At 48.2% G+C, this 21,792-nt stretch carries 18 protein-coding genes; 14 read left to right on the top strand and 4 right to left on the bottom strand.

Annotation, left to right across the window (positions count from 1 at the left end):
- Window positions 1-14: 14 nt before the first annotated feature.
- The 4 genes from BUB37_RS13920 to BUB37_RS13905 all read left to right on the top strand — a co-directional run bounded on the left by BUB37_RS13920 (window position 15) and on the right by BUB37_RS13905 (window position 4,015).
- A complete protein-coding gene (locus tag BUB37_RS13920; protein WP_072994426.1) occupies window positions 15-1,139 on the top strand; it encodes a DUF3667 domain-containing protein in 1,125 nt (374 codons plus the stop codon).
- 13 nt (window positions 1,140-1,152) lie between these two features.
- Window positions 1,153-1,539 (top strand): Co2+/Mg2+ efflux protein ApaG, encoded by a 387-nt coding sequence (apaG, locus tag BUB37_RS13915; protein ID WP_072994425.1) that lies wholly within the window; start codon window positions 1,153-1,155, stop codon window positions 1,537-1,539.
- 185 nt (window positions 1,540-1,724) lie between these two features.
- On the top strand, window positions 1,725-3,353 hold the full coding sequence (gene pruA, locus BUB37_RS13910; protein WP_072994424.1) for an L-glutamate gamma-semialdehyde dehydrogenase: 1,629 nt from the start codon (window positions 1,725-1,727) through the stop codon (window positions 3,351-3,353).
- Window positions 3,354-3,502: 149 nt separating this feature from the next.
- The gene (locus tag BUB37_RS13905) at window positions 3,503-4,015 is read left to right on the top strand and encodes a DinB family protein (RefSeq protein WP_072994423.1); all 513 of its coding nucleotides are present in this window, start codon (window positions 3,503-3,505) and stop codon (window positions 4,013-4,015) included.
- 357 nt (window positions 4,016-4,372) lie between these two features.
- Here the strand turns inward: BUB37_RS13905 and rsmG are convergent, their stop codons facing one another.
- On the bottom strand, window positions 4,373-5,008 hold the full coding sequence (rsmG, locus tag BUB37_RS13900) for a 16S rRNA (guanine(527)-N(7))-methyltransferase RsmG (RefSeq protein WP_072994422.1): 636 nt from the start codon (window positions 5,006-5,008) through the stop codon (window positions 4,373-4,375).
- Between the two features lie 107 nt (window positions 5,009-5,115).
- Here rsmG and BUB37_RS13895 point away from each other — a divergent pair, with 107 nt between their 5' ends.
- On the top strand, window positions 5,116-6,219 hold the full coding sequence (locus tag BUB37_RS13895; protein WP_072994421.1) for a fatty acid desaturase family protein: 1,104 nt from the start codon (window positions 5,116-5,118) through the stop codon (window positions 6,217-6,219).
- Between the two features lie 79 nt (window positions 6,220-6,298).
- Window positions 6,299-7,507, top strand: a complete 1,209-nt coding sequence (locus BUB37_RS13890; RefSeq protein ID WP_072994420.1) for a pyridoxal phosphate-dependent aminotransferase — start codon at window positions 6,299-6,301, stop codon at window positions 7,505-7,507.
- 89 nt (window positions 7,508-7,596) lie between these two features.
- Here BUB37_RS13890 and BUB37_RS13885 read toward each other — a convergent pair whose 3' ends face one another.
- On the bottom strand, window positions 7,597-9,087 hold the full coding sequence (locus tag BUB37_RS13885; protein ID WP_072994419.1) for a TrkH family potassium uptake protein: 1,491 nt from the start codon (window positions 9,085-9,087) through the stop codon (window positions 7,597-7,599).
- Entirely contained in the window at window positions 9,088-10,437 is a 1,350-nt protein-coding gene (gene trkA, locus BUB37_RS13880) for a Trk system potassium transporter TrkA (RefSeq protein WP_072994418.1), read from the bottom strand. It lies immediately after the preceding gene.
- Window positions 10,438-10,655: 218 nt separating this feature from the next.
- On the opposite strand from trkA, the gene ubiE reads away from it, so the two are divergent.
- Window positions 10,656-11,384, top strand: coding sequence for a bifunctional demethylmenaquinone methyltransferase/2-methoxy-6-polyprenyl-1,4-benzoquinol methylase UbiE (ubiE, locus tag BUB37_RS13875; protein WP_072994417.1), 729 nt, complete (start codon window positions 10,656-10,658; stop codon window positions 11,382-11,384).
- 84 nt (window positions 11,385-11,468) lie between these two features.
- Window positions 11,469-12,188: a type IX secretion/gliding motility protein PorT/SprT gene (porT, locus tag BUB37_RS13870; RefSeq protein WP_072994416.1), complete on the top strand. Its 720-nt coding sequence runs from the start codon at window positions 11,469-11,471 to the stop codon at window positions 12,186-12,188.
- 27 nt (window positions 12,189-12,215) lie between these two features.
- On the opposite strand, the gene BUB37_RS13865 is transcribed toward porT, so the two are convergent.
- On the bottom strand, window positions 12,216-12,938 hold the full coding sequence (locus tag BUB37_RS13865) for a TrmH family RNA methyltransferase (RefSeq protein ID WP_072994415.1): 723 nt from the start codon (window positions 12,936-12,938) through the stop codon (window positions 12,216-12,218).
- A 23-nt stretch (window positions 12,939-12,961) separates the two neighbouring features.
- Between BUB37_RS13865 and tamL the strand changes: the two genes are divergently transcribed.
- The 6 genes from tamL (at window position 12,962) to BUB37_RS13835 (ending at window position 21,583) form a co-directional block, all read left to right on the top strand.
- The gene (tamL, locus tag BUB37_RS13860) at window positions 12,962-15,565 is read left to right on the top strand and encodes a translocation and assembly module lipoprotein TamL (RefSeq protein ID WP_072994414.1); all 2,604 of its coding nucleotides are present in this window, start codon (window positions 12,962-12,964) and stop codon (window positions 15,563-15,565) included.
- A gap of 151 nt (window positions 15,566-15,716) precedes the next feature.
- Window positions 15,717-16,784: a class II fructose-bisphosphate aldolase gene (gene fbaA / locus BUB37_RS13855; protein ID WP_072994413.1), complete on the top strand. Its 1,068-nt coding sequence runs from the start codon at window positions 15,717-15,719 to the stop codon at window positions 16,782-16,784.
- A 36-nt stretch (window positions 16,785-16,820) separates the two neighbouring features.
- Complete coding sequence (gene accD / locus BUB37_RS13850; RefSeq protein ID WP_072994544.1) at window positions 16,821-17,681, top strand: acetyl-CoA carboxylase, carboxyltransferase subunit beta; 861 nt, start codon at window positions 16,821-16,823, stop codon at window positions 17,679-17,681.
- A 198-nt stretch (window positions 17,682-17,879) separates the two neighbouring features.
- The gene (rpsO, locus tag BUB37_RS13845; RefSeq protein WP_072994412.1) at window positions 17,880-18,149 is read left to right on the top strand and encodes a 30S ribosomal protein S15; all 270 of its coding nucleotides are present in this window, start codon (window positions 17,880-17,882) and stop codon (window positions 18,147-18,149) included.
- 187 nt (window positions 18,150-18,336) lie between these two features.
- The gene (locus BUB37_RS13840) at window positions 18,337-20,559 is read left to right on the top strand and encodes a polyribonucleotide nucleotidyltransferase (RefSeq protein ID WP_072994411.1); all 2,223 of its coding nucleotides are present in this window, start codon (window positions 18,337-18,339) and stop codon (window positions 20,557-20,559) included.
- A 160-nt stretch (window positions 20,560-20,719) separates the two neighbouring features.
- Window positions 20,720-21,583: a sigma-70 family RNA polymerase sigma factor gene (locus BUB37_RS13835; RefSeq protein ID WP_013992147.1), complete on the top strand. Its 864-nt coding sequence runs from the start codon at window positions 20,720-20,722 to the stop codon at window positions 21,581-21,583.
- The last annotated feature ends 209 nt before the right edge of the window (window positions 21,584-21,792 follow it).

Here is a 21,792-nt window from a genome sequence, read left to right as displayed (position 1 = left end):
CAAAATGGGTAAAAATGGAGAACGAACAGGTTGCCACCCAGACGGAAAGCCCCAAAATTAAGTACCGGGGCACCGAATGCCTTAATTGCGGCCATCCATTAAAACTATCGGACAGGTTCTGCCCCAACTGCTCACAGGCCAACAACACCAAGAAGCTTTCGCTCAAGGATTTTTTCGACGAGTTCTTCGCCAGCTTCATTTCGTACGACTCCAAGTTGTTCAAAACCTTATCGGCCCTGCTCCTGCGCCCCGGAAAAATCACGAGGGACTACATTAACGGCAAAAGGGTTTCGTATACCAACCCCTTTCGGTTCTTGCTCAGTTTGGCCATCGTTTACTTCCTGATGTTGGGCGTATCGGGCGGTTATGACCAAATAGGACCTCTTGAAGCCAAGGTCAGGACACCAGATTTCGACCTATCGAAAACCCTGGACACCGTGGAGTTCGAAAACGAGGACGAGAAACAGGAAATAATGCAGGTGATGGATTCCCTTGACCTTCCCAAGCGCATCGGCACCTATATCAAAACGAGGGATTCGGCATTGAACGCCGACCCCATCGCCTACTTTCGGGGCCTGGACAAGATTTCGGGATGGGACAGGATATTTCAAAAACACAACTTTTTCGAAACCATGGCGAGAAGGGACTCCGTCAGGTATTTCGAGGAGGCACGTTCAAAATTCAAGGTTGAAAACACACGTGAAAACCAACTCACGTTCAACTCCGGCCGCAGCCTTTTCAAGATCAAGGAGCGGCCCGGTGACTTTCTGCGTACGTTGATTTCGCGCCTACCCTTTGCCACATTTTTCTTTTTACCCCTGTTCACCGTCTTTATATGGCTGGCTTACATCAGAAAAAAATACAATTACACCGATCATTTGATCTTTAGCTTTCATGTCACATCCCTGTTGTTTATCTTGCTCATTGTTAGCTTTTTGATCGATTCGATCTTTAAGATAGATAGCAATTGGTTTTTTCTGTCCTGCTTTTCGGTCTACCTGTTTCTGGCGATGCGAAAATTCTACGGCCAGGGCATATTCAAAACTATTGTTAAATATCTTTTTTTGAATACGATTTTTTTTATATTGGCCATGTTTTCAGTATTGGTTTTGATCGTTGGAAACATGATTACCTATTAGACCTACAAAACGCATGATAACACAGGTTACCAAGGGCATTAAAATTTCGGTGAACACCAGCTTCGAAGGCACCTTCTTTAAAAACTACAAGATGCACTTTGCCTTTGGCTATACCATTACCATCGAGAACCAAAGCAAGGATTCGGTTCAGCTTACCTCTAGGCATTGGAAAATATACGACGCCCTCAACGAACTTGAAATTTTGGACGGCGAAGGTGTCATCGGCAAAAAACCGGTCATTAAGCCGGGCGAGTCGCACACCTACACCTCCGGATGCCTTCTCACCTCCCCCATCGGGGCCATGCGGGGGCACTACACCATGGTCAATTTCAGCTCTACCGAAAAATTCAGGGTCTACGTACCGACCTTTAAGTTCCACGCCCCCTTTGCCCTCAATTGAACGATACCCCTTCGGTACCCGTACATCCACGACGCCATACCGCTAATTCCCAAGGGTATTTTTCAACGACTTGACAAGGTAAGGCCGAACCTTTAAAACCTCGCTTCGATAACGGTTCAATTTTTTTTTATTTCGACATACTCATCCTACCTTTGTCCCCATCTAAACTCAAAACACACTCAATTATGGGCAAAGGATTTTTCCAGGTACCAAAAGCCAAGAACGAACCGATAAAGAGCTACGCGCCGGGCACCCCCGAACGCGACGAGGTACTAAAAGCTTACCGCAGGTATTACGAGGGCAGTGTAGACATCCCTCTATACATAGGCAGTAAAGAAATCAAGACGGGCAACACCAGGCCCATGTCTCCCCCACACGACCATAAACACATCGTAGGCCAGTACCACTTGGCCGAAAAAGAACACGTACAGGAGGCCATAGACAATTGCCTTGAGTCCCGAAACGCCTGGGCGAACCTTACATGGGAACAACGCGCCGCTATTTTTTTAAAGGCCGCCGAACTGATTGCCGGCCCTTATAGGGCCAAAATAAACGCGGCAACGATGATCGCCCAATCGAAGACCATCCATCAGGCCGAAATCGATTCGGCCTGTGAGCTGATCGATTTCCTACGCTTTAACGTGGCCTATATGGCAGACATCTACGAAGAACAGCCCGACTCTGCCGCAGGCCTATGGAACAGGGTCGAATACCGTCCGCTCGAAGGTTTTGTCTATGCCATCACGCCGTTCAACTTTACGGCCATTGCCGGAAACCTGCCCGCCAGTGCGGCCCTAATGGGCAATGTGGTGGTGTGGAAACCGAGCGACAGCCAAATCTTCTCGGCCAAGGTAATCGTAGATGTATTCAAGGAGGCGGGACTTCCCGACGGCGTTATCAACGTGGTTTATGGAGACCCGGTAATGATAACCGAAACGGTTTTGGCCAGTCCCGATTTTGCCGGGATCCATTTTACGGGATCCACCCATGTCTTCAAGCAATTATGGAAACAGATAGGCAACAACATCGACATCTATAAAACCTATCCGCGTATTGTGGGCGAGACCGGGGGCAAGGATTTTATAATTGCCCATCCAACGGCCAAACCCCAACAGGTGGCCACAGCGATTGTCAGGGGCGCTTTTGAATTCCAAGGCCAGAAATGCAGTGCGGCCTCGCGGGTCTACCTTCCGAAATCGACCTCAAAGGAAATCTTGGACCTGGTGAAGAAAGATGTGGAATCGTTCAACAAACCCGGGAGCCCCGAAGACATGTCAAACTTTATCACCGCGGTGATCCATGAAGGCTCCTTCGACAAACTGGCCAAGTACATCGACCAGGCCAAAGAAGATGCGAACGCCGAAATTATCGTAGGTGGCGGTTACGACAAGTCGGAAGGCTACTTTATCGAACCGACGGTCATCTTGACCACCGACCCCAAGTACACCACTATGGAAACCGAGCTATTCGGTCCCGTTGTCACCGTCTACATCTACGAAGACCAAGACTGGTCGTCAACCCTAAAATTAGTGGACGAAACCTCGGAATACGCCTTAACGGGCGCCGTTCTTGCCACCGACCGTTACGCCATCGACGAGGCCACCAAAGCACTTCAGAACAGTGCCGGAAACTTTTATATAAACGACAAGCCCACAGGGGCCGTGGTCGGCCAACAACCCTTTGGCGGGGCCAGGGCCTCGGGCACCAACGACAAGGCCGGTTCTGCCCAGAACCTGCTCCGATGGGTGTCTCCGCGCCTGATCAAGGAAACGTTTGTAACTCCCGAAGACTATCGCTACCCGTTTTTAGGCTAAGCAAAACCCGAATATTACAAGGCGGGCGATTTCCGAAAAGAAATCGCCCGCTTTTTTTTATTCTTTTTTCAAGGCAATTCAACACCTTTTTAATACCTTGTAAACGAACACCTTACAAGATTCAATCAACATCAACTAAAAACCGACAAATGAAAAAATTACTTTTCGCACTTATGTGCATGGCAGGCGTAACGGCCTACGGACAAGACCTTCAGACACAAAGCACCATACAAGGGGTATTACAGGGCAACCAGGCCCAAGTCGTTGCCTTGGCGGAGGCCTTCTCCGAAGAACAGTACGATTGGCGGCCAATGGAGGGCGTCAACTCGGTAGGCGAAGCCCTTTTACATGTGGCCGGGGGCAATTACTATATTGCGTCAAAAATGGGGTTTGCCCCGCCCGAGGATGTCGATATGATGAATTTGGGCAAGATCAAAGGCAAGGAGAACATCATTGCCGCCTTAAAGAAATCGAACGATTTCGTATTGGAAAAAATAACCATGGTCGAAAACGAGCAACTGGGCGAAGAGGTCGACTTTGGCTTTATGAAGGCCAATAAACTGACCGGGCTTTTGATCATCATGGAGCACAACGGGGAGCACAAGGGCCAACTGATCGCCTATGCCCGATCCAATGGGGTAGTCCCCCCTTGGAGCAAATAGTGCCTTTTTTACGTCAACAAAACCCTGAACCCCTGTGCAATTATCACAGGGGTTTTTCGTTAACCTATAAGGGCAAAACCCCAAAAATACCCCTTAAATTGGGCACTTCACCCCAAAAAAAAGCCTAAAAACATAATTTTCAACACAATACATATGTAAATTTAACGTTAATTAATTGTAAATTAATCGTCATTTACTGAACTTTGTATCAATTAATGTGCTGAATTATGAAAAGGAATACAATGATTGCCAAGACAAAAATGATCGTCAACTGCCTCCAAATACACATTTGGGGCCACATGCGCATTTATGCCAGAAAATATAGGAAGACGTATTACAGAATGTTAAGCCTATAGTTCAACCCTTGAATTTAAGCGGTAGGTACACCACCTTTTTGGTGTCGAAAAAATCTTCTTCAAAATAATCGGGAAGGTCGAATATTTCAACGGTTTTGTAGTCTTTAAGTTCTTCGGTAAGGTCACCTCCCTTTAGGTAGAGAATGCCGTTTCTGCGTTCGTGCACCGAGTCTTTCTTTATTTTGCCCTTCACCCAATGGGTAAAGGTGGGCATGGCCGCCACGGCCCTACTTACGATAAAATCGAATTGCCCGTCGATCTGCTCCACCCTCGAGTTTATGGTCTTTACGTTCTTGAGCCCCAGTCCGTCGACCACCTCGTCAACCACCTTTATTTTTTTGCCGATCGAATCGACCAAGGTAAATTGAACCTCGGGAAAAAGAATGGCCAACGGAATCCCGGGGAAGCCTCCCCCCGTTCCGACGTCCAATACCGAACTTCCCCCACGAAAGGATTGAATCTTGGCAATGCCCAGGGAATGCAATACATGGCGGATATAGAGTTCTTCGATATCCTTTCGGGAAACAACGTTTATTTTTAAATTCCAATCCTTATAAAGATCCTCCAACATGATCAACTGCTGTCGTTGGATATCGGATAAATTGGGAAAATATTTAAAAACTATTTCGGCCTTCATGCGTATATTTGTATGAAAGCAAAATTACAATATTCACTTGCGATATTATAACTACGATAAAATTATAGGGTAAAATTTCAAATGCCCGCAAAAAGAATTCCACAATTATGAGTACTAAAACCGTACGCTTCTCCAGAAAAGATCCGGCACAATTTTTTAAGACCCTCAACAAAAGGGTAAACGATTATTTCAAGGAAAACCAGATCAAGAAAACAGGAAATTGGCGCTTGCACCTAAAAACCGTAATCATGTTCGCCATCTTCCTAACCCCTTATTTTTTAATATTGACCCTTGGGCTGCCTACATGGGCCAACCTCTTGCTCACCATTGTTATGGGCATCGGTATGGCCGGTGTCGGGATGAACGTCATGCACGATGGCAACCACGGTGCCTACTCCAACAAAAAGTGGGTCAACAAATTAATGGGCAGCAGCATCTATATCCTGGCCGGCAATGTATACAACTGGCAGGTACAGCACAATGTATTGCACCACACCTACACCAATATCCACGAGCACGACGAAGATATGGAGGCCGGTAGGATACTGCGGTTCTCAAAACATGCCAAATGGCACAAGTACCATAAGTTCCAGCATTTTTATTCGGTCTTCCTCTATGGCCTGTTGACCTTCAACTGGGCCATAACCACCGATTTTATGCAGATGTACCGTTACATGAAGCGTAAATTGTCGTATGGAAAACTGCCCAACCCCATCGTAAACTGGAGCACCTTGGTGATTACCAAGATATTGTACGTCACCATATGGATCGTGCTACCCCTGATCTTTGTCGACCTGGCTTGGTGGAAGGTGTTTTTGGGCTTTTTTATCATGCACTATGTCGCCGGTGTCATCCTGAGCGTTGTTTTTCAGCTCGCCCACATCGTAGACGAGGCCGAGACTCCCCTACCCGACGAAAACGGAAGCATGAAAAACACCTGGGCCATACACCAGTTGTTCACCACCGTAAACTTTGGCACCAAGAACCGTATCGTCAATTGGTTCACCGGTGGCCTCAACCACCAGGTAGAACACCATATATTCCCCAATATCAGCCATATACATTACACAAAAATCTCTAAAATTGTGAAAGAAACGGCAAAGGAATTTAATTTGCCCTACAACGAATATAAAACTACAAGAAAAGCCATAATTTCGCATTTTAAACATCTAAAGGAGCTGGGCAAACAACCCTCTTTGCAGATGCAATAAATTTTGAGCACCAAATGTATCGACGTGGACGACCGGTACCGAAACCCGGTCGTCCGCTTTTATCAATTAAAAAATCAAGATGACCGCAACTACAGTTACATCTAACGGACTTTCCGATCGAATTAACAGTCTAACCCCTTCCGCCACTTTGGAGATGGCGGCAAAGGCTCGCGAATTACGGGCAGCTGGCAAAGACATTATCGGTTTGAGTTTGGGCGAGCCCGACTTCAACACACCCGACTACATTAAGGAGGCGGCCATACAGGCCATCAATGACAACTACAATTCGTATACGCCCGTCGATGGCTATGCAGAATTGAAGGATGCCATTATCACCAAATTCAAAAGGGACAACGGCCTTACCTACGACCCTTCCCAAATCGTGGTTTCGACAGGGGCCAAACAAGCGCTCTACAATGTGGCGCAAGTGGTATTGAACAAGGGCGACGAGGTAATCCTTCCCTGCCCGTACTGGGTCAGTTACAGCGATATCGTCAAACTGGCGGAAGGTGTTCCCGTCGAAGTAGCCACCTCGATCGACAACGACTTTAAAATGACCCCGGAGCAATTGGAGGCGGCCATTACCCCAAAGACCCGTATGCTTTGGTACAGTTCGCCCTGTAACCCGAGCGGATCGATATACAGTGAGGCCGAACTTCGCGCCTTGGCCGATGTGCTTCAAAAATACCCTCAAATTATCGTGGTAAGCGATGAAATATACGAACACATCAATTACGGGGTAACCGCCCATGCCTCAATGGCGGCTTTCGACGATATGTACGACAGGACCGTTACGGTCAACGGTGTGGCCAAAGCCTTTGCCATGACCGGTTGGAGGATCGGCTACATAGGAGCCCCAAAAACCATTGCACGCGCCTGCAACAAGCTCCAGGGCCAAGTTACCAGTGGTGCCAATTGCATAGCCCAAAGGGCCGTGATCACCGCTTTGACCGAATCGCCCGATCGCGTACAGTACATGGTCGACAAATTCAAGGAAAGAAGACAACTTATCCTGGGCCTCTTGAACGAAATCGAAGGGTTTCGCTGCAATGAGCCCGAAGGCGCCTTTTACGTCTATCCCGATGTAACGGCCTATTTCGGCAAGACCCTGAACGGGGTAACCATAAACAATGCCTCCGATTTTGCCATGTACCTTTTGGAACACGCCAATGTGGCCACCGTCACCGGTGATGCCTTTGGTAACGGGGACTGTATTCGAATTTCATATGCCGCATCGGAAGACGAAATAAAGGAAGCGATTTCAAGAATCAAAAAAGCGCTGGATTAAGCCGCACTTTTGCACAAACACAAAAAAACGGCCCTTTGGTTTTACCAAGGGGCTTTTTTATTGGGTATTGGGATTTGGATCCAGCGGCACTAGATGCGTTTCCAAAAATAGGGGGTGAACAGGATCAGCACGGTAAAAAGCTCCAGCCTTCCGGCCAGCATCAGAAAACCGCACCACCACTTACCGATATCGGGCAGGCCGTTAAAATTGCTCACCGGGTTCAGGGTACCGAAAGCCGGGCCCACGTTGCCAAGTGACGAGGCCGCACCTCCGATGGAGGTCACAAAATCCATCCCCATGGCACCAAGGCCCAAGGCCCCTATTATAAAAAGCAACATGTAGAGCACAAAAAAGGCGATGACGTTATAGACGATCTGTTCCTTGACCGTTTTTCCATTGTAACGCACCGGAATAATGGCACTGGTATGCAGGGTTCGCTTAAACTCCAATAGTCCGTTCTTAATGATCAAGATGTGCCGCATTACCTTAATACCTCCCGCCGTCGAGCCCGCCGAGCCCCCCAAGAACATCAATCCGAAAAAGAAAACGCTCAAAAAGGGGGTCCAGCTTGTAAAATCGGCGGTCACAAACCCTGTCGTAGTAACCACCGCCACCACCTGGAACAGCACATGCCGGAAGGCACTTTCGGCACCGCCCAAAACCATGGGGTGGTAATCGCTAATGGCGACGTCGGCCTTAAAGTACACCACCAAAGCGGCGATGATGGTAAACGATACGATAAAACCGGTATAGAACTTCAGCTCCTCATCCATTAAGATACGCTGTACCTTGCCTTTAAAGGCAAAGTAGCTCAACACAAAATTAGTACCCGCCAAGAACATGAAAAGGATGATAATATACTGTATCAGCGGTTGGTCGTTCCAATAGGCGACACTTAAATTTTTGGTCGAGAACCCCCCGGTGGAAAGGGTGGCCAAAGAGTGGTTGATCGCATCGAAAAAGGACATTCCGGCCAACTTGAGCAATATTGTTTCGGCCAAGGTGTAGCCGACATAGATCAGCCAGAGCCGTTTGGCCGTATCGGTAATACGCGGGTGCAATTTGTCGGCACTCGGCCCGGGCGCCTCGGCGGCGAACAACTGCATGCCCCCTATACCCAACAGGGGAAGGATCGCAATGGCCAGCACAATGATGCCCATACCTCCGATCCAATGGGTAAGGCTGCGCCAAAACAAAAGTCCCTCGGGCAAGGACTCGATATCGTCCAAAATCGACGCCCCCGTAGTGGTGTACCCCGATATCGTTTCAAAAAAGGCATTCGTAACCGAGGGTATGGCCCCTGAAAAAAGATAGGGCAGCATTCCCGAAACCGACATCACCACCCAGCCGAAGCTCACAATTATATAGCCTTCCTTACGCTTTACCTGTTTTTTGTGGTCGCGGGTGTAGAACATGGCAAGGGTACCCACGAACATCGAGGTAATGGCCGCCAAGGCTATGCCCAAGGTCGCCCCATCGGAATAAATGCCGCTGACCAGGGCCGCCATCACCATAAAGCCACCGTTGAACAGCAACAGCAGCCCCATGATATGGAATATTATTTTTGAATTAAGACGCATTTAAAGAAACAATCGTTCAATTTTCGGTATAGCTTCGGGCAGGCAGCAGACGACTACGCGGTCGCCCGCCTTAATCTCAAAACCACCCAGTGCGATAATGCCCTCATCATCGCGAACCACCCCGCCTATGGTGGCGGTACGTGGAAAATCGAGCTCCCGGATAATATTGCCCGTTACCCGCGACGTAGGCTTGACCACGAATTCGAGAATTTCGGCATTGAGGTTGTTCAAGCGCATCAAGGCCACCACCTCCCCCTTTCTGATATGGCGGAATATATTGTTCGCCGCCAACAGCTTTTTGTTGATCAGGGTATCGATACCTATGGAGTGCGACAATTGAAAATAATCCATATTCTCGACCAGGGCGATCGTTTTCTTGATATGCTTCGACTTGGCCACCAGACACGACATGATATTGGTCTCGGAGTTTCCCGTAACGGCGACAAAGGCATCCATAGACTCCAAGCTCTCCTCTTCCAAAAGCTCGACGTTTCGACCGTCCCCGTTAATGACCAGGGCATTGGGTAGGTCGTCGGCCAGATCAAAGGCCTTTTCCTTGTTTTTCTCGATCAATTTTACGTTAAAACGATTCATACAGAGATCCCGGGCCGCTTTAAAACCGACCTTGCTTCCCCCTAAGATCATAACGTTCTTGATCTCTTCCTTTTTCTTGCCCGTAAGTTTGTACAGTTCATCGACACCCTCCTTTGTGGTAATGAAATAGACCTGGTCTCCCACCTTAAATACCGTATCACCCCTTGGGATTACGGTATATTGGGTACCCGTCCGCTTGAGTGCGATCGGCATAAAATGCAATTTGGGAAATATCTTGGCCGCTTCCTTGACCATCTTGCCCACGAAGGGCGCCGACGAAGGCAACGAAACACCTACCATGATCAACTTGCCCATTTCAAACTCATAGGTATCGTTAAAGGCCGACTTGTTCAAGAGCAATTTAATCTCAGTGGCCGCCAATTTTTCGGGCGATATGAGTTCGTCGATTCCCAGCTCCGAAAAACGCAGCGCCTCCTTGTCCTCAATAAATTCGGTATTTGAGATCCTGGCGATGGTACGTTTACAGCCCAACTGTTTTGCGAGCATGCACAGGGTCAGATTTGTGGTTTCGGACGAGGTGACCCCGATCACCAAACTCGAATTCTGTACGTTGGCATCCTTCAATACCGCTATCGAGGTGGCATCGCCACGCAATACCCGGATGTCCAAATGCGAATCGGCGTAAGCCAAACTTTCCTTATTGGTATCGATAAGTGTTATGTCCTGCGATTCGTAAGACAGTAGTTTCGCCAGATGAAAACCTACTTCACCGGCACCCGCAATAATAATTTTCATCTATCAGTAACTTTCTGTGCATCCGCACCTTATACAAGATAACACATCTCTATAAAATTGTGCAAAGTTCATATTGAGCGCAGCAAAATTACACATTTAATCGGTAGTCCCTTTTAAATTCAGGCACATAATGAACCTATCGGACCATCGGGCAATATTAACGGACATAAAACGTATACTTGGGCCGTTATTGTATCTTTGCCCTAAAAATTGCCCCTATGGCCAAAAAAGTTATCCCTTATAAAGATTCCGACCTAGGCAAAAAGGCCCAGGTAACCCAAATGTTCGATACCATATCGGGCAGCTATGACGGCCTAAATCGGGTAATCTCGTTCGGTATCGACATAAAGTGGCGCAAGCGGGTGGTGAACATCGTAAAGGCCTCGCGCCCCGAGAGCGTACTCGACATTGCCACGGGTACGGGCGATTTGGCCATAAACCTCGTTGAAAGCGGGGCCAAGTCCATTATCGGGCTCGATATTTCGCCAGGAATGCTCGAGGTCGGCAAAAAGAAAGTAGCCCAAAAAAAATTGGATCCCATTATTGACATGGTCGTCGGCGACAGTGAAAACCTGCCTTTTTCAGACCAAAGTTTCGATGCGGTAACCGTTGCCTTCGGGGTTCGCAATTTCGAAAACCTCGAAAAAGGCCTGTCGGAAATTTATCGCGTACTGGCCACCGGCGGTACCTTTGTGGTCCTCGAAACCTCGGTACCTACCCAAACACCCTTTAAGCAGGGCTATTCCCTGTACACCAAGTACATTCTGCCGATGATAGGGAAACTTTTTTCCAAAGATCGTTCGGCCTACGCCTACTTAAGCGAATCGGCATCGGTTTTCCCCCACGGCGAAGCCTTCAACAATATTTTGCGGAAAATCGGGTTTATAGAGGTAGAGAACAAACCCCAGACCCTTGGGGTGGCTTCCATTTATGTGGCCAAAAAGTAAATCGAGCCCCCTACAGGGCTTTATAAAAATACCGGTTCCCCTTGTATATGAGGGTATTGACGGGAGCAGGATAATTTTTTTTAAATGAAAGGATTTTATTTGCTTTTGGGAAGTATGCTGATCTTGACCTCAGCAGTGAGCGCTCAGTTTAACGCCGACCCCATTCTCAATATTGAAAACAAGGACAAAAAGTTTCTCAATTACGGTTATTTTCTGGGTTTTAACCGCTACGGGTTCAAATTCGACTACAAAAACGACCGGGGCGACCAGAACACCGATGTCCAGGTTCTCGAGTCAACCGGTTTCAACGTCGGACTCATCGGAGAAATGAGACTTCACGAATTTCTGGACCTGCGTATCGAACCGGGGCTGTACTACAATGCCCGTACCTTGGGCTTTCCCGGCTTTCAGGCCACCGAGGAAGGTGAAAGAAACGCCATTCGCGAAGTAAAATCGACCTACATCAATTTTCCGGTCCTGCTAAAGATCAATACCCGCCGTTTCGGCAACTGGAAACCCTTTTTGGTAGCAGGCCCCTCGGCTTCGTTAAATTTGGGCAGCAACGAGGCAAGTCCGGACGACAACAGCAGCGGAACCTTCAGGATGAAAAAATGGACCTACAACTACGAAATCGGGTTCGGTATCGACTTTTACCTAGAGTACTTTAAGTTTACCCCATCGATCAGGGGCGTTTTCGGACTGACCGACGAGCTCATCCGCGACAACGACCCCAATAGTCCCTGGACGGGCAATATCGAAAAAATGAGCACCCGTGGCCTTTTCGTCAACTTTACCTTCGAATAACCCCACCAACAATAGCATCAATACCCTCTAACCCCTGCGTATTTCGCTCAAGAGAATGGCCGTAGCGGTGGCCACGTTCAAACTCTCCGCGGTTGGTTCGCCAAACTGCGGTATGCTTATCTTGTGGGTTACCAGGTGTTCTATCGGGCTTGATATTCCGTTGGCCTCGTTGCCCATGACCAAGATTCCCGGTTCGGCCAATTTTTCGCCGTATACCGGTACCCCGTCCATAAAGGCCCCGTATATGGGCCGATCGGCCTTTTGCAAAAACAAGGCAAGATCGGTATACCCCACGTTCACCCTCGCGATCGATCCCATCGTCGCCTGAAGGGTCTTGGGGTTGTAACAGTCGACGGTTTGCCCCGAACAGACCAGATGGCGTATTCCGAACCAATCGCAGAGTCGAATGATGGTGCCCAGGTTTCCCGGATCGCGAACATCGTCGACGGTTACGACCCAATCGTCAAAGTCGATTTTTTCGACCTTGGGAATCTTAAAGAGCCCCAACACCTTGTTCGGCGTTCTCAGGGCACTTATCTTTTTCAACTCCGCCTCGGAGATCAATTCGACTTCCCCCGCGGAAGCCGACAAGCCCCCATCTTCGGTCGCATAGACCTTGACGACCTCGAATCTCGAATCCAACAGTTCTTGAACCGCCTTTAAGCCTTCGACAAAAAAAAGACCATTTTCATTTCGGTACTTTTTTTGATGTAGGCTTCTTATAAGTTTTATTTGGCTTTTAACAATCATAAAAAGATGTATTTTTGGGGGCTATGACCACATCGTTACGCTTTATAAAAACATGTGCTAAAATAAGCCTATTATTTCTAGCGGTGACGATCTACTCGTGCAACACTTTAAAAAGAGTCGGCGAAAACGAGCTTTTACTTACCGACAATACCATTTATGCCGATGACAGGGAGGTCAAGAACGAAGCCATCAAGAGCTTGATCGTCCAAGAACCGAACAGCACCCTGTTGGGCTACCCCTTACGCCTCAACCTCTACAACCTGGCCAAGAAGAACCCCGATTCTTCCTTCCAGGCCTGGCTGCACCGAAAGGAAAAACGCGAGGCGCGATTAATACGCCTTCTCTCAAAAAAGCAAGTAAACCGATTGGGGGAGTCATTTTTGGTAAGCGGCCTGAGCGAATGGCTCAAAAAAATCGGGGAAGCCCCGGTGATAGTCGACACGACCAAATCGAGGCGTACCCTCGAACGGCTCAGCGCCTACTATGGCAGCAAGGGCTATTTTAACAACAACACTACGTTCGTCATCGATACCCTGCCCAGAAAAAAACGCGCCAAGATCGATTACAAGATAGACTTGGGCAAGCCTTTTATCATCGACTCGATTTCAAAAAAAATCGCCTCAAGGGCCATCGACTCCATTTACCAACTGAACGCCGAAGCGTCGTTCGTAAAGGAAGGGGAACAGTTCGACCTGGCCCAATTTGCCAAGGAACGGGAGCGGCTAAGCTCCATTTTCAGAAATTCGGGGGTCTATAATTTTCAGGAAAGTTCCATTTCGTACGATATCGCCACCGACACTACCAAAGTGGCCGACGACCAACAGATGAACATCGAACTGAACATCGACAATTTTAAAAAGCGGGGCGATACCGCCGTTACCTCTACCGAATACAAAGTGTACAAGTTCGATCAAATCAATATTTACACCGACTACCTTTACAACGGGGACGACAGCGAACAACAATCCATTCGCTATGGCGACTACAACATATTCTACCACAACAAGCTCCGGTTCAAGCCCAAAACCCTGGCCAATGCCGTTTTCTTTGAAAAAGACAGTGTTTACCGCGAGATAGACCGAACCAGGACCTACCGTCAGATCACCAACTTAGGCGTGTTCAAATACCCGACGATCACATCCGAGCCCAATGGCGAGGGCAACACCCTGGACGCCAACATCTACCTTGCCGCGCGGCCGAAATACTCCTTGGGTACCTCTTTCGAGGTAACCCGGTCCAACATTCAACAGGTGGGCTTGGCCCTCAGCCCCTCGCTTCAGGCCAGAAACCTTTTCGGGGGTGCCGAAAACCTAAGTCTTGCGGGCCGGTTGAGCATAGGTTCGTCGAACGACCCCAGTATCGTCGACAACCGTTTCTTCAATATACAGGAGTACGGTGCCGACCTCAATTTGGACATCCCCCGTATTTGGTTTCCCTTTTTCAATACCAATAAGGTCATTCCCAGCTATACCCTTCCCAAAACACGGATATCGCTAGGTACCAGCTTTCAAAAGAACATTGGCCTCGACAAACAGGCCTTCAATACCGTACTGAGCTACAATTGGGTGCCCTCCGACCTCATCAAGCACAACGTCGAACTTTTGAACATACAATTTGTACGCAATGTCAATATCGACCGCTTTTTTAACGTATACAGCAACTCCTACGAACAGTTGGACGAGGTGGCCGATGCCTATGACAACGCCGGGCAGTATCCCGAATTGGCCTCTTTTTTTGAGACAACCGACGATTCGAGCGACCCCCAGTTGATCATTCCCACAGGGACTACGGGCTTCACCCAAGCCGTTCTCAACAACGAGATCAGCACCACGGAGGACGAGCTGGAAACGGTAAACCGCATCGAGGAAAGAAGGGAGCGCCTGACCGAAAACAACCTTATATTCGCCAGTAATTACACCCTGAACCTGAACAACAGGGAAAATGTTGCCGACAACACCTTTTACCAATTCCGGTTTAAGGTCGAGAGTGCGGGCAACCTCCTTTCGGCAATCTCGGCCATCATTCCCTTTGAAGAAAACGAAAGCGGAGACCGCCTGGTCTTTGGCGTTCCCTATAGCCAATATATAAAAACGGAGTTCGACTATGTCAAATACTGGGGTATCTCAAGGTCGAACGTCTTGGCGTTGCGCACCTTTTTCGGTATTGCCATACCTTATGGCAACTCGAACAACATTCCCTTTGTACGCAGTTATTTTGCGGGAGGGGCGAACGATATCAGGGCATGGTCGCCCTATTCCCTTGGGCCCGGCCGCACCGATGCCATCAACGACTTTAACGAGGCCAACCTAAAGATCGGGGTCAATCTGGAACACCGCTTTCCCGTAATCGGCAACCTCAAGGGAGCCCTGTTCGCCGATGCGGGGAACATCTGGAACGTTTTTGACAACGTAGAGGATCCCGAGGCGACCTTTACCGGTTTCAGCTCCTTGGAAGATATCGCACTAGGTACCGGTTTCGGACTACGTTACGATTTTACCTACTTCGTCCTAAGGGCAGACCTGGGCTTTAAGACCTATAACCCCGCCAACGAGATCTCAAAAAGATGGTTTACCGATTTTAACCTTTCCAACTCGGTGCTCCAGATCGGTATCAACTACCCCTTCTAGCCCATTTTTATCAAAGTTTGCCCCCCTGTATACCAAGAAGACCAAGCCCCAATCGAGGAAGCGTTCACATTCTTGCCCGGCCCTTCCGCTTTAGAGGGAATATTTTATTACTTTTGTCCCATTCAAATTACAAACAAAGATTTATAAAATTATGGCCCACAATATAAAGCCCGGCGTTGCCACCGGAGATGAAGTCCAGGAAATTTTCAAATATGCCAAGGAAAAGGGCTTTGCCCTACCGGCAGTAAACGTTATCGGTTCGAACACGATCAACGGCGTTTTGGAGACAGCAGTAAGTTTAAACGCCCCCGTCATCATTCAATTCTCCAATGGGGGAGCCCAGTTCAATGCGGGCAAGGGACTTTCGAACGAAAACCAAAGGGCCGCCGTATTGGGTGCCGTTGCCGGTGCCAAGCACGTACACCAATTGGCCGAGGCCTATGGGGCCACCGTAATTTTACACACCGACCACTGTGCAAAAAAATTGTTGCCTTGGATCGACGGCATGCTCGATGCCAGTGAAAAACACTTTGCCGAGACCGGCAAACCACTGTTCAGCTCGCATATGATCGATCTTTCCGAAGAACCTATCGAAGAGAACATCGAAATTTGCAAGGGTTATTTGGAGCGCATGAGCAAAATGAACATGACCCTTGAGATCGAGCTGGGCATTACCGGAGGCGAGGAAGACGGTGTCGACAACTCCGATGTCGACGATTCGAAACTTTACACCCAACCCGAAGAAGTGGCCTATGCCTACGAAGAGCTTTCGAAAGTAAGCCACAGGTTTACCATCGCGGCGGCATTTGGCAACGTTCACGGTGTGTACAAGCCCGGAAACGTTAAACTGACCCCAAAAATCCTGAAAAACTCTCAAGATTACATCAGCGAAAAATACGGAGTCGGCCACAACCATATCGACTTTGTATTCCATGGCGGGTCAGGGTCTTCCGTAGAGGAAATCAGGGAAGGCATCAGCTATGGTGTTGTAAAGATGAATATCGACACCGATTTGCAATACGCCTTTTTAGCAGGGGTCCGCGATTACATCCAGGCCAAAAAAGACTATTTGCAATCCCAGATCGGAAACCCCGAAGGTCCCGACGAGCCCAACAAAAAACTATACGACCCACGGGTGTGGCTCAGGGAAGGCGAGAAATCGTTCTCCGAGCGCCTAAAACAAGCTTTTGCTGATTTAAACAACGTAAACACCCTATAGTTATAGGTGTTACCCGCTAACGACAATATGGAAGAAATGACGGCTTGGTTTAAACGAAAGGAAAAAGGAATCCAAACGGCTACCGAAGAGAAGAAGGACACCCCTAAAGGTCTTTGGTACAAGTCCCCTACTGGAAAAATCGTAGAATCGGAAGAGCTGGCCAAAAACTTTTATGTCAGCCCGGAAGACGACTACCATGTTAGAATTGGCAGTAAGGAATACTTTGAGATCATATTCGACGACAACAAATTCAGGGAACTAAACCCTAATTTGACCTCTAAAGACCCCTTGAAGTTCGAGGACACGAAGAAGTACTCCGACCGACTGAAGGAAGCCCAGAAAAAGACCAAGCTAAAAGACGCCGTACGCACGGCTGTTGGCAAGTCGATGGGCAAGGACCTGGTCGTGGCATGTATGGATTTCAGTTTTATCGGCGGGTCAATGGGAAGTGTGGTCGGCGAAAAAATCGCCCGGGCCATCGACTACTCGATAAAGAAAAAACTTCCGTTTTTGATGATAAGCAAATCGGGCGGTGCCCGGATGATGGAAGCTGCCCTTTCCTTGATGCAATTGGCCAAGACATCGGCCAAGCTCGCCCAATTGGCCGAGGCCAAGATTCCCTATATATCGCTTTGCACCGACCCTACAACGGGAGGAACCACGGCTTCTTATGCGATGTTGGGCGATATCAACATCTCTGAACCCGGGGCCCTGATCGGTTTTGCAGGGCCGCGCGTGGTCAAGGAAGCTACGGGGAAGGAACTGCCCGAGGATTTTCAAACGGCCGAGTTCGTAAAAGAACACGGGTTTCTCGACTTTATCGTTCATCGCCGCGACCTTAAAAAGAAAATCAACCTGTATATCGACCTGATCCAAAACAACCCGGTGCGCTCGTAGGCGTCCGTTGCCGAAGCCCGAGACCAGGACAAAGGTACGGGCCCGACGTAGGCCGTGTCGACAACATCCCGAATCGGCACCTGTACCCAAGGGCTTAAAAAATGAATTTTATACCCATTAGGTAATTAAATAATATTATCTTTGCGGCCTGATTGAAAATCAATCATATACATAAAAATCATTTAAAACAATATTGGCATGTATTTAACCAAGGAAGTAAAAGCCGAGATTTTTAAGAAATACGGCGGAAAAGCGGAGAACACCGGTTCTACCGAGGGTCAGATTGCGTTGTTCACGCACCGCATCAACCATTTGACCGAGCATTTGAAAAGGAACAAAAAAGACTACAACACCGAGCGTTCATTGGTTCGTTTGGTAGGTAAAAGAAGAAGTCTTCTCGATTATATGATAAAGAACGACATTGTAAAATATCGTGAACTTATCAAAGAATTGAACATCAGAAAATAATTAAATTCGGGGACTGATTATTTCAGTCCCCTTTTTATATTGCAAAAGTCCTCGTTTATCGAGGCAAATTCAAAAAGCTTCACACGGTTTTTCATTGGTCAACACAACACAACAACTCCGACCAGAGAAAATGTCGGAAAGACCATTGTTTAACAGTTCGCCACATGGGCGGATTTAAATCGAATTTATGATTCCAAAAGTATTTAAAGAGGTCATCGACCTTGGTGACGGTAGGGAAATTTCTATCGAAACCGGAAAATTGGCAAAACAGGCCCACGGTTCTGTTGTTGTTAGATCGGGAAAATGTATGCTGTTGTGTACCGTTGTTTCCAACTACAAGCAAAGTGATGTGGATTTTCTTCCACTTACCGTAGATTATCGCGAGAAGTTCGCGGCGGCCGGGCGCTACCCGGGCGGTTTTTTCAAAAGGGAGGCAAGGCCCAGTGACGGGGAAGTATTGACCATGCGTTTGGTGGATCGTGTACTTCGTCCACTTTTTCCAAAAGATTACCACTCCGAGACCCAGGTAATGATCCAGTTGATGTCGCACGACGAGAACGTAATGCCCGACGCCATGGCCGGATTGGCCGCATCGGCAGCGATCCAACTATCGGATTTTCCTTTTGAATGTGCCATTTCGGAAGTACGTGTAGGTCGTGTCAACGGTGAATTTATCATCAACCCCACCCGCGCCCAGCTCGAAGAATCGGACATCGATATGGTAATCGGGGCTTCGGCCGACTCTGTAATGATGGTCGAAGGGGAAATGAAGGAGATTTCCGAAGAGGAAATGACCGAGGCCATCAAATTTGCACACGAGGCCATTAAGGTACAGTGTGCCGCCCAGATCCGATTGGCCGAGGCCTTCGGAAAAAAGGAAGTACGCGAGTACGAAGGGGAAAGGGAAGACGAGGAACTGGCCCAAAAAATACACGACATGGCCTACGACAAGGTATATGCCATCGCCAAGGCCGGATCGGCCAAACACGATAGGAGTGCCGCTTTCGAAGCCATCAAGGAAGAAATAAAGGCCACCTTTTCGGAAGAGGAGCTGGAAGAGTACGGCGACCTGATCTCTAAATACTACCACAAGGCCGAAAAGGCCGCCGTTCGCGACCTTACCCTAAACGAAGGACTTCGATTGGACGGTAGGAAAACCGACGAGATCAGACCGATCTGGTGCGAGGTCGACTACCTGCCATCAACGCACGGCTCGGCCATTTTCACCCGTGGCGAGACCCAGGCCTTGGCTACCGTAACCTTGGGAACCTCAAGGGATTCGAACCAAATCGATATGCCATCGCACGAAGGCGAAGAGCGTTTCTATTTACATTATAACTTTCCTCCGTTTTCAACGGGCGAGGCAAGACCGATCCGCGGTACTTCACGACGTGAGGTAGGCCATGGTAATTTGGCCCAAAGGGCGTTAAAGGGAATGGTTCCCGACGACTGCCCCTACACCGTTCGGGTCGTTTCGGAAATATTGGAATCCAATGGATCCTCTTCCATGGCCACCGTTTGCGCGGGTACCATGGCCTTGATGGATGCCGGGGTTCAATTGAGAAAACCCGTATCGGGTATCGCAATGGGACTTATATCGGATGCCGATACGGGAAAATATGCCGTACTTTCGGATATCTTGGGCGATGAGGACCACTTGGGCGATATGGACTTTAAAGTTACCGGAACCGCCGATGGTATCACCGCCTGTCAAATGGACATCAAGGTAAAGGGACTTTCTTACGAGATTCTCGTAAAAGCCCTGAAGCAAGCTCGCGACGGTAGGCTGCACATCTTGGAAAAACTTACCGACACCATCGCCGAACCCAATGCCGATGTTAAGGCCCACGCGCCGAAAATGGTTACAAGGGTAATACCCAATGAATTCATCGGAGCCTTGATCGGACCTGGTGGAAAGGTCATCCAAGAACTTCAGAAAGAAACCGGAACCACTATCGTTATCAACGAAGATCCGGTAACCGAAGAAGGTATTGTTGAAATTTTGGGAACCGACCAAGATGGCATCGATGCCGTACTGGCCAAGATAGATTCCCTGATGTTCAAGCCCGAAGTCGGAAGCGTTTACGAGGTCAAGGTGATAAAAATGTTGGATTTTGGTGCAGTAGTCGAATATTTGGATGCCCCGGGCAACGAAGTATTGCTTCACGTATCGGAATTGGCATGGGAACGCACCGAAAACGTCAGCGACGTGGTCAACATGGGAGACGTCTTCGATGTTAAATATATGGGAATCGATTCCCGAACCAAAAAAGACCGTGTTTCCAGAAAGGTACTTCTTCCCAAACCCGAAGGGTATAAGGAAAGGCCACCTAGAAGCAACGATCGCGGACGCGGAAGGGACAATAACCGCGGAAGGGACAATCGCGACCGAAAACCCAGAAGGGACTAATACGTTCCAAAACAAGTAATTAAAAGCCCCAAAGAACGCTCTTTGGGGCTTTTTTCGTGCATTTTACCCGAAATTTCAAGTTTTTTTTACCCTTATGTAACATTTCCGTCTTTTGTACGTATAAGTATATGCAACTATGCATAACGAAAGGATAATTTAGATGAGACAGCTAAAGATTACAAAACAGGTAACCAACCGGGAAACGGCGTCTTTGGACAAGTACTTGCAGGAAATTGGCAAGGTAGACTTGATTACTGCGGATGAGGAAGTGGAATTGGCACAACGGATCAAGGCAGGCGACCAGGTCGCTCTTGAAAAACTTACAAAAGCCAACCTTCGATTTGTGGTATCAGTTGCCAAGCAGTACCAAAACCAAGGTCTAACCCTACCTGATTTGATCAATGAAGGAAATTTGGGTCTTATCAAGGCGGCACAACGCTTCGATGAGACAAGGGGATTTAAATTTATTTCATATGCCGTATGGTGGATCAGACAATCGATTTTGCAGGCCTTGGCCGAACAGTCGAGAATCGTCCGTTTGCCGTTGAACAAAATCGGTTCGATCAACAAGATCAACAAAACCTTCGCTTTTTTGGAGCAGGCACACGAGCGTATGCCTTCGGCAGAAGAAATCGCCAAGGAGCTGGATATGACCGTCGAAGACGTAAAACAGTCCTTAAAAAATTCGGGGCGCCACGTTTCGATGGATGCGCCTTTGATCGACGGCGAAGATTCCAACCTCTACGATGTACTTCGTAGCGGGGAGTCGCCCAATCCCGACAAGGAACTCTTGCACGAGTCGCTAAGAACCGAAATTGAAAGGGCCCTTGAAACCTTGACCCCCAGGGAAGCCGATGTTATCCGCCTTTATTTTGGCCTTGCCGGTCAGCATTCCATGACCTTGGAAGAAATCGGCGAAACCTTCGACCTCACTAGGGAACGGGTTCGTCAAATCAAGGAAAAGGCCATTCGAAGGCTGAAACACACTTCGAGAAGTAAGATCTTAAAAACCTATTTAGGTTAAAACAAACTTAAATTACAGCGTTAAATAATCCTTAAATTGGAAATTTGGCATATTAGTTGTAATTTTAACAGCAACAACAGTTTATCATGACTGTTCGTTTTTTGATTGATGAATAAACTCCGGCTGATTACCGGAGTTTTTTCATTTATGCCCCCTCTTATTTTGGCCACCCAAAAGATACCAGGTGTCAAAAATTTGTACAACCGTGC

This window comes from Pseudozobellia thermophila, from assembly GCF_900141855.1.
GTDB lineage: Bacteria > Bacteroidota > Bacteroidia > Flavobacteriales > Flavobacteriaceae > Pseudozobellia > Pseudozobellia thermophila.
The sequence above is the reverse complement of the archived record's forward strand: the minus strand, read 5'-3'. Positions and strand labels throughout refer to the sequence as shown.

Bases quoted from the DNA above. Each gene is read 5' to 3' on its own strand.
- BUB37_RS13920 (WP_072994426.1), top strand. From the start codon at position 15: ATGGAGAACGAACAGGTTGCCACCCAGACGGAAAGCCCCAAAATTAAG.
- apaG (WP_072994425.1), top strand. From the start codon at position 1,153: ATGATAACACAGGTTACCAAGGGCATTAAAATTTCGGTGAACACCAGC.
- pruA (WP_072994424.1), top strand. From the start codon at position 1,725: ATGGGCAAAGGATTTTTCCAGGTACCAAAAGCCAAGAACGAACCGATA.
- BUB37_RS13905 (WP_072994423.1), top strand. From the start codon at position 3,503: ATGAAAAAATTACTTTTCGCACTTATGTGCATGGCAGGCGTAACGGCC.
- rsmG (WP_072994422.1), bottom strand. From the start codon at position 5,008: ATGAAGGCCGAAATAGTTTTTAAATATTTTCCCAATTTATCCGATATC.
- BUB37_RS13895 (WP_072994421.1), top strand. From the start codon at position 5,116: ATGAGTACTAAAACCGTACGCTTCTCCAGAAAAGATCCGGCACAATTT.
- BUB37_RS13890 (WP_072994420.1), top strand. From the start codon at position 6,299: ATGACCGCAACTACAGTTACATCTAACGGACTTTCCGATCGAATTAAC.
- BUB37_RS13885 (WP_072994419.1), bottom strand. From the start codon at position 9,087: ATGCGTCTTAATTCAAAAATAATATTCCATATCATGGGGCTGCTGTTG.
- trkA (WP_072994418.1), bottom strand. From the start codon at position 10,437: ATGAAAATTATTATTGCGGGTGCCGGTGAAGTAGGTTTTCATCTGGCG.
- ubiE (WP_072994417.1), top strand. From the start codon at position 10,656: ATGGCCAAAAAAGTTATCCCTTATAAAGATTCCGACCTAGGCAAAAAG.
- porT (WP_072994416.1), top strand. From the start codon at position 11,469: ATGAAAGGATTTTATTTGCTTTTGGGAAGTATGCTGATCTTGACCTCA.
- BUB37_RS13865 (WP_072994415.1), bottom strand. From the start codon at position 12,938: ATGATTGTTAAAAGCCAAATAAAACTTATAAGAAGCCTACATCAAAAA.
- tamL (WP_072994414.1), top strand. From the start codon at position 12,962: ATGACCACATCGTTACGCTTTATAAAAACATGTGCTAAAATAAGCCTA.
- fbaA (WP_072994413.1), top strand. From the start codon at position 15,717: ATGGCCCACAATATAAAGCCCGGCGTTGCCACCGGAGATGAAGTCCAG.
- accD (WP_072994544.1), top strand. From the start codon at position 16,821: ATGACGGCTTGGTTTAAACGAAAGGAAAAAGGAATCCAAACGGCTACC.
- rpsO (WP_072994412.1), top strand. From the start codon at position 17,880: ATGTATTTAACCAAGGAAGTAAAAGCCGAGATTTTTAAGAAATACGGC.
- BUB37_RS13840 (WP_072994411.1), top strand. From the start codon at position 18,337: ATGATTCCAAAAGTATTTAAAGAGGTCATCGACCTTGGTGACGGTAGG.
- BUB37_RS13835 (WP_013992147.1), top strand. From the start codon at position 20,720: ATGAGACAGCTAAAGATTACAAAACAGGTAACCAACCGGGAAACGGCG.